The sequence below is a fragment of the Rhizobium sp. BK176 genome (assembly GCF_024808055.1).
The window spans coordinates 1-11,398 of sequence record NZ_JANUBV010000007.1; the positions used below are offsets into that span (position 1 = coordinate 1).

13 protein-coding genes are annotated in these 11,398 nt (G+C 59.8%); 6 read left to right on the forward strand and 7 right to left on the reverse strand.

The window, feature by feature from the left end; genetic code table 11:
- On the forward strand, positions 1-747 hold a 747-nt coding region (locus FHT76_RS20860), incomplete at its 5' end, for a zinc-binding dehydrogenase (RefSeq protein ID WP_259128569.1).
- Between the two features lie 107 nt (positions 748-854).
- On the opposite strand, the gene FHT76_RS20865 is transcribed toward FHT76_RS20860, so the two are convergent.
- Complete coding sequence (locus FHT76_RS20865) at positions 855-1,004, reverse strand: hypothetical protein (protein ID WP_259185780.1); 150 nt, start codon at positions 1,002-1,004, stop codon at positions 855-857.
- 67 nt (positions 1,005-1,071) lie between these two features.
- Between FHT76_RS20865 and FHT76_RS20870 the strand changes: the two genes are divergently transcribed.
- The 3 genes from FHT76_RS20870 to FHT76_RS20880 are packed head-to-tail and all read left to right on the forward strand — an operon-like array spanning position 1,072 to position 3,655.
- Positions 1,072-1,386 (forward strand): MocE family 2Fe-2S type ferredoxin, encoded by a 315-nt coding sequence (locus FHT76_RS20870; RefSeq protein WP_183860780.1) that lies wholly within the window; start codon positions 1,072-1,074, stop codon positions 1,384-1,386.
- 6 nt (positions 1,387-1,392) lie between these two features.
- A complete protein-coding gene (locus tag FHT76_RS20875; protein ID WP_183860782.1) occupies positions 1,393-2,616 on the forward strand; it encodes an NAD(P)/FAD-dependent oxidoreductase in 1,224 nt (407 codons plus the stop codon).
- A gap of 37 nt (positions 2,617-2,653) precedes the next feature.
- Positions 2,654-3,655, forward strand: coding sequence for a Gfo/Idh/MocA family oxidoreductase (locus tag FHT76_RS20880; protein ID WP_183860784.1), 1,002 nt, complete (start codon positions 2,654-2,656; stop codon positions 3,653-3,655).
- Between the two features lie 608 nt (positions 3,656-4,263).
- On the opposite strand, the gene FHT76_RS20885 is transcribed toward FHT76_RS20880, so the two are convergent.
- From FHT76_RS20885 to FHT76_RS20900, 5 genes are all read right to left on the reverse strand, one after another.
- Positions 4,264-4,497, reverse strand: coding sequence for a hypothetical protein (locus FHT76_RS20885; protein WP_183860786.1), 234 nt, complete (start codon positions 4,495-4,497; stop codon positions 4,264-4,266).
- A 201-nt stretch (positions 4,498-4,698) separates the two neighbouring features.
- Positions 4,699-4,827 (reverse strand): BA14K family protein, encoded by a 129-nt coding sequence (locus FHT76_RS41405; protein WP_405049311.1) that lies wholly within the window; start codon positions 4,825-4,827, stop codon positions 4,699-4,701.
- Positions 4,787-5,296 (reverse strand): BA14K family protein, encoded by a 510-nt coding sequence (locus FHT76_RS41270; protein WP_405049310.1) that lies wholly within the window; start codon positions 5,294-5,296, stop codon positions 4,787-4,789. Before FHT76_RS41270 ends, FHT76_RS41405 begins: the two co-directional genes overlap by 41 nt.
- A 142-nt stretch (positions 5,297-5,438) precedes the next feature.
- Entirely contained in the window at positions 5,439-6,299 is an 861-nt protein-coding gene (locus tag FHT76_RS20895) for a DUF1236 domain-containing protein (protein ID WP_183860788.1), read from the reverse strand.
- 122 nt (positions 6,300-6,421) lie between these two features.
- Positions 6,422-6,820, reverse strand: coding sequence for a DUF1236 domain-containing protein (locus FHT76_RS20900; protein ID WP_183860790.1), 399 nt, complete (start codon positions 6,818-6,820; stop codon positions 6,422-6,424).
- A 300-nt stretch (positions 6,821-7,120) separates the two neighbouring features.
- Between FHT76_RS20900 and FHT76_RS20905 the strand changes: the two genes are divergently transcribed.
- Positions 7,121-8,911: a glycoside hydrolase family 15 protein gene (locus FHT76_RS20905; protein ID WP_259185781.1), complete on the forward strand. Its 1,791-nt coding sequence runs from the start codon at positions 7,121-7,123 to the stop codon at positions 8,909-8,911.
- Positions 8,912-9,374: 463 nt separating this feature from the next.
- Positions 9,375-10,826 carry a hypothetical protein gene (locus FHT76_RS20910; protein WP_259185782.1) on the forward strand — a complete coding sequence of 484 codons (1,452 nt, stop codon included), beginning with the start codon at positions 9,375-9,377 and terminating at the stop codon, positions 10,824-10,826.
- A gap of 72 nt (positions 10,827-10,898) precedes the next feature.
- Here FHT76_RS20910 and FHT76_RS20915 read toward each other — a convergent pair whose 3' ends face one another.
- Complete coding sequence (locus FHT76_RS20915) at positions 10,899-11,384, reverse strand: hypothetical protein (protein ID WP_259185783.1); 486 nt, start codon at positions 11,382-11,384, stop codon at positions 10,899-10,901.
- Positions 11,385-11,398: the final 14 nt, after the last annotated feature.

Genomic DNA, 11,398 nt, shown 5'->3' on the forward strand with positions numbered 1-11,398 from the left:
GGCAAGGACAAGATTCATCACTACATGGGCTGCTCGACCTTCGCCAATTACACGGTGCTGCCGGAGATTGCCGTTGCCAAGGTCAATCCCGACGCTCCCTTCGACAAGATCTGCTATATCGGCTGCGGCGTCACCACCGGCATCGGCGCCGTCATCAACACCGCCAAGGTGGAGATCGGCGCAACCGCCATCGTCTTCGGGCTTGGCGGCATCGGCCTCAACGTCATCCAGGGTCTGAGGCTCGCCGGCGCCGACATGATCATCGGCGTTGATCTGAACAACGACAAGAAGGCCTGGGGCGAGCGCTTCGGCATGACGCATTTCGTCAACCCGAAGGAAGTCGGCGACGACATCGTCCCCTATCTCGTCAACATGACGAAGCGTGGCGCCGACCAGATCGGCGGCGCCGACTATACCTTCGACTGCACCGGCAACACCAAGGTGATGCGCCAGGCGCTGGAAGCCAGTCATCGCGGCTGGGGCAAGTCGGTGGTCATCGGCGTTGCCGGCGCCGGCCAGGAGATCTCCACCCGGCCGTTCCAGCTGGTCACCGGTCGCTCCTGGATGGGCACCGCCTTCGGCGGCGCCCGCGGCCGCACCGACGTCCCGAAGATCGTCGACTGGTACATGCAGGGCAAGATCGAGATCGATCCGATGATCACCCACACCATGCCGCTCGAGGACATCAACAAGGGCTTCGAACTCATGCATTCCGGCGAAAGCATCAGAAGCGTGGTACTCTATTGAGGCGAGGACGACGCTCGGAGTCCAGAGACTGAGCTTCACTCAAGAAGGTTCGCCAGCGCAGCACCTGCAGCAGTGGCGGCCCTAGCTATCGCGGGCGCGGATGTAGGTCATCCGGGCCGCGCCAGCAACGGCGGCGCGGCAGCTACCCGCAAACCGGCCGCTTTCGCGACTGAATGAAGTCTTTTCATCAGGTGTAAATCTCTCTCTGCACCAAGCTCTCCTGTGCACACCACCGGCACTTGAGGTTTTTTGATCATCTTTTCTCCCGCGCCGAACGGCGTTTTGGCCTAGCCTCAATCAGCAAGACAAGCTTGGGAGGACCAGATGAGCGCGTGGATCAAGGCCTGTGAAATCGATGACATCGACAATGAGGACGTCATCCGTTTTGATCACGAAGGCAAGACCTTCGCGATCTATCGGAGCCCCGACGACAGCTTCTATGCCACGGATGGGATGTGCTCTCACGAAAAGGTGCATCTCGCCGACGGATTGGTGATGGACCACATCATCGAGTGTCCAAAACACAATGGCAGGTTTGACTACCGCACCGGCGAGGCACGCGGAGCCCCCGTGTGCGTCAACCTCAGGACCTACCGGACAAAGATCGAAGACGGAAACGTCTACCTTGGCCTGGAGTGAGGAACCATGGAAGAGTTTGTCATTGTCGGCGGCGGCCAGTGCGGCGCAAGAGCAGCGCTTGCGCTACGCGATCAAGGATTTGATGGTGGCATCACCTTGATCGGCGAAGAACGGCACCTTCCTTACGAGCGTCCACCCTTGTCGAAGGAACATCTGATGTCACCGGAGGGTATCGAACCTCCCTTCGTCGTCACGGGTAGCGTGCTTGCTGAACGGAAGATAGCGACGTTGACGGGCGATGCCGCCGTCGGATTGGATCGCCAGGCTCGGTCGGTGGAACTGGCAAGCGGACGCCGTGTCTCCTACGACAAACTACTGCTCGCAACCGGTTCGTCCCCGCGAAAGCTCTCCTCTGTGGAAGGCATGGAGCATGTCTTCTATCTGCGCACACACGACGATGCCCAGCGCCTGTCGCGACGTCTTGTCCCCGGAGGGCATTTGGCAATCATCGGCGCAGGCTTCATCGGCCTGGAGTTGGCTGCAGCGGCGAGGCAAAGAGGCCTCGAAGTCACGGTTATCGAAGCGCTGCCGCGCATCCTCATGCGAGCGGTACCGGATGCCATCGCAGCACGCGTCCAAGCGCTCCACCAGGCCCATGGCGTACGCATCCTTTGCGGTACAAGCGCGGGGCAGATCACGCCGCATGCCGCCGGCATCACCCTGTCCCTGAATGACGGCGAAATCCTCGATGTAGCGACCCTGGTCGTCGGCATTGGTGCCGAACCTCGCTGCGAACTCGCGCATCTCGCGGGCCTCTCGGTCGAGAACGGCATCGCCGTCAACGCCACGCTGCAGACAAGCGATCCAGCCATCTATGCCGCTGGCGATTGCTGCTCGTTCCCTTACGGAGGCAAGAGGATCCGCCTGGAAGCATGGCGAAACGCCCAAGACCAAGGGGCGCATGCATCCGCCAATATGCTGGGCGCGGAAAGACCCTACGAAGTGGTTCCCTGGTTCTGGTCCGATCAATACGACTTCTCGCTTCAGATAGCCGGTCTCGCCAATGAATCGACGAGCACCATCACTCGGGAGATCGACGAGGAAGCATTGATCTTATTTCATCTCGCTGACGATCAGCGGATCGTTGCGGCGAGTGGCTGGGCACGGGGCAACCGGATTGCACGAGATATCAAGGTGGCCGAGATGTTGATCGCTCAGCGCGCCAAGCCCGCACCGAGCGCGTTATCGTCGCCTGCAGTGAGCTTGAAATCTTTGCTATCCCGGTCATAGACTTTCCGGAGTTGGCGACTTTCGAATGGGAGAGGCAATGAAAGAGCTCCGGATCGGTATCATCGGAACCGGCGTCATGGGTGCCGATCATGCAACGATTCTGGCCGATGGTGTCGCGAACGCGAGGCTTGTCGCGGTGCAGGATTTTGTTCGCGGCCGCGCTGAAAACGTCGCCGCATCCCTTGGTGTGCGCGCCATCGCAGATGCGGACGCCTTGATCAGCGATCCCAACGTCGATGCCGTGATGGTCTGCTCGCCTGATGGCACTCACGCGGCGCTGGCATTGAAGGCAATTGCGGCGGGAAAGCCCGTGCTCGTCGAAAAACCTCTGGCAGCAAGCTTGGAGGATGCCGAGGAGATCATTCGAGCGGAAGTCGCAGCCGGAAAGCGCCTGGTACAGGTCGGTTTCATGCGGCGCTTTGATGCCGGTTACGTCGAGATGAAACAAGCGCTCGCCTCCGGCGAACTGGGGCGACCGCTCTTTCTCCATTGCGTTCACCGGAACGCTGTCGGCCCAGACTACCTCACATCCGAACTGGTGATTGCCAATTCCGCCGGCCACGAGTTCGACATCGCGCGGTACCTCCTCGACGAAGAGATCACCTCAGCAGTCGTCGCCAGCCCACCGGCAACCCGAAATGCCCCGAACAGGCAACCGCAGTTCATTCTGTTGCAAACTGCGTCCGGTGTGGTGGTCGATATCGAGGTCTTCACGGACGCCCAGTATGGATACGATGTGCGGGCAGAACTCGTCTGCGAGGATGGAACCATCGCGCTGGATCCCAGCCCGGCAACGACGCTGCGTACAAAGGGCCACGACGGCTTCCGGACACCTGCGGATTGGCGGCCGCGGTTCCGGCAAGCCTACCGCGCGCAGTTGGAAGCCTGGACGGCTGGCATCCTCACACAGAGGCCCTCAGGCTCGAGTGCTTGGGATGGCTACATGGCGATGTTGGTGACGAAGGCTTGCCTTCAGGCCTGGAAGACGGGCAATCGTGTTGCCGTGGAACTCCCCGAAAAACCGTCTCTGTATCAGTAACACCACAGGAATCGAGGAAATCGGCTGACGTCCGGCACGTCAGCGCGGGAATGGCGAGGTTGGCCTAGACGTCAACGAGAAAGCCCCGCTTCGCGCGAGGCTCACTCTTATCGGCAGACCGTTCTGTACCGCGTAATGTAGTGGTTGTGGCTTCGGTGCTGATACGGCACCCTCCAGCAAACGTCGCGATAAGCGTAACGCGGTCGGTAGTAGTCACGATACCTCGGTCCCTCTCGGTAATAACGAGGTGGCGGCGGATCGTCATAGTATCGAGAGTCTCCGGAACCGAACTCGAAATAAACACCTTGGGCGTCCGCAGGGGCACTTACCAGAAGTGCTGCGAGGCCGGCCACTGCGATAATCAACCGTTTCATGGTCAGTCTCCTTTCTCTGCAGATTCAACGCCCCATGATCCCTATGGTTCAGCCGTTTGAGGTCCTATAGGACCTAAGTCCTACAGGAGCTCCGGGGAAGGCGGCAGAGAAAAGCCCCGCGGTGTTGGCGGGGCTCTTTAGTATCGCTACATCTCAAAACAACGTGTCTAGGGCGACACGAGCTGAATGGGAAAACGCCGCAGGTCTGCTTCTGTTCCCGACCGTTTCCCGTTGCTACGTCTCCCGGTGCGTGAAGCCTCGCGCCACGTCGATCAGGGCACGCAATTGCATCTCGTCGTGGACTCCCTGACGATAGAACTCGATGATGATGGAAGCGATCCGTTCGGACTCGTCCGAGGACGCCTCGATCCCCTGTTCATTGCGGATATGGTGGAGCACACGATGACAGACTGCCAGATCCTTGGAATGCAACGGCTCGTCGCGGCGGCTGTAGCGTTTGTGGGACATAGTGGTTCCTCCCTCCTCCACAGCAGAAAGGAGCCCCGCAGGGAAGCGGGGCAGATAACAGGGACATTTGGAAAGGCCAAGGCGCAGTGTGCGAAACGCCTTGGAACTGTGCCTAGAACGCGATGAAAGGCTGTTGGTTCCCGCCGTCTCGTTCTGTCTTAACGCAAAAGAGCGGCAATCGCCCACAGTGCCGGGCGAGGCTTACTGGCTGACAGTTATGATGCTTGAGCCCTCGGGAAACGGCGAGACGCATTCGCGCCTCGGGCCGCCATACGGCTGGTATGTATTGTCATCCGTCCGATAGGACGCATAGCGGCCCGAACACCACACGACATGGTTGGTATTCCCGTTGCTTACCGATCCCGTGACCTCCGTGGATGGGGCCGCGAACGGAGAGGCAGGTGCGGACCTGACCGCTATAGGAGCGATAGGTATCGCTGGTGGGATTGTAGGACCGGTAACGCGACGCGCACCACTGTTCATGATCGTTGCGCAGCGAAGTGTCGCCGGAGTCTGCCGACATGCCCTGGGAGGCTGCTTCCGTTACGGGGTCCGTCTTAGGTGCCGGGACGACGGGAGTGATGGGATAGGCTGCGGAGACAAGGGGCGCAACGCGCTCGAACTTTTGGCTCCGAGGATCGACGCGCTCAGGAGTTGAAGTCCAGGGGCCCGCAGTTTGCAGATTGCCCAAGTGTTGTCCTTCGGGCACGGCACGGATGTATGTGGCAGCAGCCGCGCCGATGAGACAGGCCCCCACCGCCGCGGCAGCGCCGAACAGCACCGTAGCAATCGCTTTCATAGCAGCCTCCCTACCCCCTCGATCCAACTGATTGTGCGACACAATCGAGTTCAGCGAGAAACCCGCCTTCCGGAACTTTGTTCCTCCTCGTCCTGCCTCGCTCGGCGAAAGCCCGGCGGCACTGCGTCGCCGGGCCGGTCATCTATGCCGTCAGGATGTAGACGATCGTGAAGTCGTCCGGATCGACGATGACGATCCGTCCATCAGCAAGGATGAAGAAGCGATAGGCCTTGTACTGCGGCACGACCTCGACGATCCGCGACGGCAACGGCTCAAGGTCGATATGGCGCGGAATGTTGGTGCCGACGGCGACCTCGAAATTCGTCTCCTTGACGCGCTCGACGTGAACTTCCTTGACGACCTGGCGGATCTCGGTCTGCTGTTCCACTGAAATATTCACGTTCGTCGTGTTGTTCTCGGTCTTCGTTTCCGTTGACGACTTATTGGTGGTCGTCGAATGCTGCTCGGTGTTCGAAGACTTCGACGCATCACCGCCCTGTGCAGGCTGGTTTTGGCCGCTGGTGGTAGAATTGGAATTGGTTTCGGAACCCGAGCCGCTCGAAGACAAGCCGCCCTTGGTGGAAGAGCCGTTGTCATTCGAGGGCTTTGTCTTTGTGGTCGATCCGGCATCGCCAGAACCGCTCAGAGATCCCCCCTGACTGCCGGTCGCACCGTTCTCGGAAGGCTTCATCGTCTTGCCGGAGTTTTCACCAGTGGACGATCCGCTTGAACCCTGTTCAGCCGGCTTCTGAGTATCTGATTGGCCTCCGCCCGATTCACTCTGGCCCGAAGCTCCCCCGCCCGAAGAGCCGTCGCCTGTCGCGGGTGCGCCGGCGTCCGGTTGCTGCGTCGTGGCGCCGTCGGACTGTGGCTGCGTACCCTGCTGCGAGCTTCCCTTCTTCGGCAGGATCGGAGCGTCCTGGGCGGACGCGGGAACAAAAGCGAGGGGCGAAGTTCCGATCGCCAACGCCGCGACGATGATGGGTAGTGTCTTGCGTTTCATGTTTATTCTCCTTGAACGACAAGGCAGACGCAGCCACACCGATCGCGGCTGCGGCATATTCCCTTGATGTCGTTTGATTGGTGCTGGTGGTGAGCGCAGCGTTGCCGCGCTCTGGACCAGGATCAGTTGATGACCTGGATGACCTTGCGCGATGAAGGCTCGACGATCACACGTTCGTCGTTCACCACGGCATAGGAGTATTTCGGATTGTCAGGAACAGGCGTCACGACAACGGTCTCCGGAAGCGGCTGACCGACGATGACCTTCTGCTTGACGACGACCCGTGCCGAAGGCGCAGGCGCCTCACGGACGTAGGTAACCACCTTCTGCGGCGGTGGCTCGAGGATCGCGCCGACAGTCGCTCCGGCGACCCCACCAACGGCTGCGCCAACCGGTCCACCGACGATCGCGCCGGTGACTGCACCGCCTGCCGCGCCGTTGACGGTCGACGACTGCGCGAATGCTACGCCGGACGCTAGGACCAATGCTGCGGCAGCGCCAATCGAATGTTTGATAAGCATGTTTTCCTCCTTGAACAAAGCGGCCTCGACGGGCCGCTCGTAAATCCAACGAGGTGGAATCCTGACGGTTCCGTCTACCGGACCTCAGTCCCAGGTGAACCCGACTTTAGTCCGAGCGAACGCTTTCATGCCGGCGAACTGGCAAGGAGAAGGGGTGCTTACGCGCGTCTCATTGCTTTCAAACAAACAACTTGCGGGAAGCATGCTGCCAAACCGGCTCCGTCGAAGGACCACTATGTGCACTTGACCCTCCTTCCAGGCCTCTACCTTAGACGAGACCACGAACAAAGGAGATCGGTCGTGCCGGCCCGCATCGAAGACTACGCGCTCATCGGAGACTGTGAGACCGCCGCGCTGGTGTCGAAAGGTGGATCGATCGACTGGCTTTGCTTTCCGCGCTTCGACTCTCCAGCCTGCTTCGCGGCGCTGCTCGGCAGCGACGACAATGGACGGTGGCTGATCCGACCTTCCAGCGAGAACTACGAGGTGACGCGCCGATATGCCGAAGACACGCTCGTCTTGGAGACAGAGTTCAGAACGGAGACAGGCAGCGCGGTCATCAAAGACTTCATGCCTCTTCGCGACGGTCGCAGTGATCTGATGCGTATCGTCGAGGGCACGGACGGCACCTTGGCGTTCGACCTGGAGTTCGTTCTTCGCTTTGACTACGGACGAACTGTGCCTTGGGTGACGAGCAGCGAGGATGGCACCCTAACGGCGATCGCCGGCCCGGACAGGCTGACCCTGACATCATCGGTACCCCTGCATGGCGACGAAATGCGGACTGTGGGTTCGTTCTCTGTCTCCGCGGGAGAACAGCAATCCTTCACCCTGACATGGAACCCGTCGCACGTTCCTCGGCCGGTAGCGAGATCGATCCGGGCCGCCTTGGAGGACACCGAAGGCTTCTGGAAATCGTTTGCAAGCACATGCTCACACGTGGGCGTATGGAAGCCGCTGGTCAAACGGTCGCTGATAACGCTAAAGGCGCTGACCTATATGCCGACAGGCGGTATCGTCGCCGCGGCGACGACGTCCCTCCCCGAACAACTCGGAGGGCCGCGCAACTGGGACTACCGGTATTGTTGGCTTCGGGACGCCACACTTACCCTTTTGGCACTTATGAAGCTTGGGTACTACGAGGAAGCCAGTGGGTGGCGCGATTGGTTGCTGCGCGCTGTCGCGGGTGCCCCGGCGCAGATGCAAATCATGTATGGCGTCGCAGGGGAACGTAACCTGCTGGAGTGGGAGGTTCCCTGGCTGGCGGGTTACGAAGGGTCTCGCCCGGTACGCATCGGCAATGGCGCCGCAGAACAGGTTCAGCTCGACGTCTATGGCGAGGTCGCCGACGCGATGCTGCAGGCACGCAAGGGTGGACTGCCGCCACATCCGCGCAGTCGTCAGCTCAGCGATACCATCCTCCAATTCCTGGAGAAGATATGGACCGAACCAGACGAAGGGATCTGGGAAGTGCGGGGGCAGCGCCAGCACTTTACCTATTCGAAGGTTATGGCGTGGGTCGCCTTCGACCGCGCGGCCACGACGGCACGCGAAGAAGATAACAGTGAGGCCGCAGCACGTTGGAAGGCCGTCGCCGACCGCATTCATCAGGATGTCTGCGACAGAGCATTCGATTCGGAGCTTGGCTGCTTCGTCCAAGCCTATGGATCAAAAGCCCTCGACGCCAGCCTGTTGCACATTGGGATGGTCGGGTTCCTCCCTCCCGAAGACCCACGTTACATCGCCACTGTCGAGGCGATCGAGCACAAGCTCCTGCGCGATGGTCTGGTCCTTCGATACGAAACCCGTGAAGTCGACGACGGACTGCCTGCTGGCGAAGGCGCCTTCCTTGCCTGTAGTTTCTGGCTTGTCGATGCACTTGTGCTGATCGGACGCCGGGACGACGCGCTGCATCTCTTCGAGCGATTGCTCTCGCTCTGCAATGACGTCGGCCTTCTCGCGGAGGAGTACGATACCCAGGCAAAACGGATGGTGGGAAACTTTCCCCAGGCGTTTAGTCATGTCGGACTTATCAACAGCGCGCTCAATCTCGCACGGGCTGAGGGACCCGCCGAGCAACGGGCCGAATAACCGTCGTTCGCAGCACCAGCTTCACCACAGGGGAGGAACCGGGCCAGGCCATTTCGACTGGAAGCGGCGGCCGACTTTTTCATCGGAGCTAAAGTCCAAAGACAATAAAAACCAGCTTTAGCTAGTTTCCCTATGTCCTTGTTTAAAGGAGTTTTTGGTGGGTGATGTAGGGCTCGAACCTACGACCCGCTGATTAAGAGTCAGAGGGTCTCGCATTTCCTTCTGTCCGCCCTGTCAGCGCTTGTCAACAAAGTTGACGGATCAAGGCCTTAGAAACAAGGGCAAATTTGTTGACAGGCAGTTGTCTCGCATATCTTGGTCAACTTTCTTGGTTGTGACTTAGAGACGTGTTTCCAAATCACGCGTGATTTGGCTGCTAACCGATGAGTGTTTTCGGGTCTAGCACTTGCCAAGCGATTCGATCCGGGTGACCATTTTCTCAGACAAGAGAAAGAGATCCCGAATGCCCTCCGAAATTTTCACTGGCTATACACTCACCAAGGTCAAGAACCAGATCAAGAAAGGCGTTTCCGCAGCCGTGGTCTATCGCGACCAGGACACCAGCGGCCTTGCCATCAAGCTCACCAAAACCGGGGCATCCTGGTACTACAGCACTCGCGATGCGAACCTGCAGATCGCACCGTTCTCCCACTTCGGCCTCGACGACCTCCCGATGCTCCGGGAGCTGGTCGTCAAGATCCGGAAGGAAGCGAAGAAGGGTAATCCGATCGATACGCTCGTGAAGTCCTTCGCGGCTGGATATTCGGTTCAGGATGCAGGACATCTCCACGATGTTGCGACGGGTACCGGAGTAGTTTGGGAGGTCGCACGTGACCTCTACCTCGAATGGTGCGGCCGAAACCGCAATCCGGATACAGCGCGCGGCTACAAGTCAGCGCTGGGCGCGACACCCGGCCTGCAGGGAGACTTCGCTCCCATCCATGGCAAGCCGATTGCCTCCATCCTGACCCGCGACCTCGCTCAGATCCGAGACAACATCGTATCCCGCTGCACCGAACGGGCTATCGAGGAACAGCAGGCGCGTGGTGACAGAGGGTCGAAGAAGGATGTGGTCGCTGGGATCCGCCAGGCAGATTTCACCGTCAGCGCACTGAAGGCGGCTTTCAAGCATTTCGTAAACAAGAAGCAGTTCAACCTTGACCGTAACCCGGCTGCCGACCTGTCGAAGTGCCTGGAGCGTGCGACAGAGATTGCAGGAAAGGACAAGTTTAGGGCGCTGACCCAGATCGAGATTGGAGCGCTGTGGGAAGCGTTGGAATCATGCCCTAACGAAACCGTGCGCGGCGTGCTCAAGCTCCAGCTTCTCACTGGACAGCGCCGGACGACACCCACAATCGCTCTCCAGTCAGCCTTCCAGTTCGACTCCGGACATTACGAGTGCGTATGGGGTCTCGAGGATAAGAGCCACCATTGGCGGAAGCTCCCCCTTCCGCCAATGGCGGCTAGCATCGCGAAGCACGCTCTCCGGATGGCCGTGAACAATCCGGCATCCGTTCATCTGTTTCCGAAGCAGCGGCCGAAAAAAACTGGTGATGATATGGCTGGCCACATCAACGTCCGCACCGTGTCGGACAAGATCGAAGAGATGCGAAAGCCTGGGGGCATTTTCGAGCTGATGCCGTTCAACGTATCGACCCACGATCTCCGCAAGGCGTTCGTCTCGATCGTCGGCCCGAAGATGTCCCGTTTCACGTTGCGTGGTCGTCCGATGGATTCAGAAGAGGTCACCATGATCACTCACAAGAACGAAGGCCGTGAGAGCGTGGCTCAGCTCGTGTACGACAAGAACAGCTATCTCGACGTTAAGCTCGAGATCCTGACGTGGTGGCAGGAGTACGTCATGGAGGGGCACCAGATGTATCTCGCCTCGCAGCAGATGAAGAAAGCCGCCTAAGATCACCGCGCGGTGATCTTACCCTATCCCAGTGCCCGACGGATTCCGTTCCGGAGGCACTGGGTGCCAGTTTCAGTCCCGCTTGTCGTCGTCACCGTTCCGGGCCATCTCCTGCATCGCATCCAAACCGTCGCCGAAGTCCGACAGGAAGTGCGCCATCGCCTCCTCGGAGGTTTCGAACATCACACCCTCCGGCGGCAGCCACGACATCGCATCGACGACATCGACATGCGCCGCGCACCGTACCCGTGCCGTCTCACCGGCAGCGATCATCTGACCCATACGCCCGCAGCACTCGCACGTCTGAAACGACTTCTCCCTCGCCCTCTTCCGGATCTGCGTCATGGCGCGCCACGGATGCGGAAGCTTGCGCTCCGGCGGCAGGTGGTCGTCGAGCGGAACATCGCCCGAGACATACGTCGCCGACAGCTTGAGAGCGCCGTCGACGGTCTTCGCCGACACGATCTCGAAGCACCATTCATCAGGCAGCGCGGCCGCCTGCTCAAGGGCTTCGGTAAGGATGTGCTGCCACCCATTTGCGACGGGAATATTCGACATTGTCCACCTTTTGG

What these genes read in the sequence shown, in the direction of transcription:
- FHT76_RS20915 (WP_259185783.1), bottom strand. Translation starts at nt 11,384, where the DNA reads ATGTCGAATATTCCCGTCGCAAATGGGTGGCAGCACATCCTTACCGAA.
- FHT76_RS20885 (WP_183860786.1), bottom strand. Translation starts at nt 4,497, where the DNA reads ATGTCCCACAAACGCTACAGCCGCCGCGACGAGCCGTTGCATTCCAAG.
- FHT76_RS20900 (WP_183860790.1), bottom strand. Translation starts at nt 6,820, where the DNA reads ATGCTTATCAAACATTCGATTGGCGCTGCCGCAGCATTGGTCCTAGCG.
- FHT76_RS41270 (WP_405049310.1), bottom strand. Translation starts at nt 5,296, where the DNA reads ATGAAAGCGATTGCTACGGTGCTGTTCGGCGCTGCCGCGGCGGTGGGG.
- FHT76_RS20880 (WP_183860784.1), top strand. Translation starts at nt 2,654, where the DNA reads ATGAAAGAGCTCCGGATCGGTATCATCGGAACCGGCGTCATGGGTGCC.
- FHT76_RS20870 (WP_183860780.1), top strand. Translation starts at nt 1,072, where the DNA reads ATGAGCGCGTGGATCAAGGCCTGTGAAATCGATGACATCGACAATGAG.
- FHT76_RS20875 (WP_183860782.1), top strand. Translation starts at nt 1,393, where the DNA reads ATGGAAGAGTTTGTCATTGTCGGCGGCGGCCAGTGCGGCGCAAGAGCA.
- FHT76_RS20865 (WP_259185780.1), bottom strand. Translation starts at nt 1,004, where the DNA reads ATGATCAAAAAACCTCAAGTGCCGGTGGTGTGCACAGGAGAGCTTGGT.
- FHT76_RS20895 (WP_183860788.1), bottom strand. Translation starts at nt 6,299, where the DNA reads ATGAAACGCAAGACACTACCCATCATCGTCGCGGCGTTGGCGATCGGA.
- FHT76_RS20910 (WP_259185782.1), top strand. Translation starts at nt 9,375, where the DNA reads ATGCCCTCCGAAATTTTCACTGGCTATACACTCACCAAGGTCAAGAAC.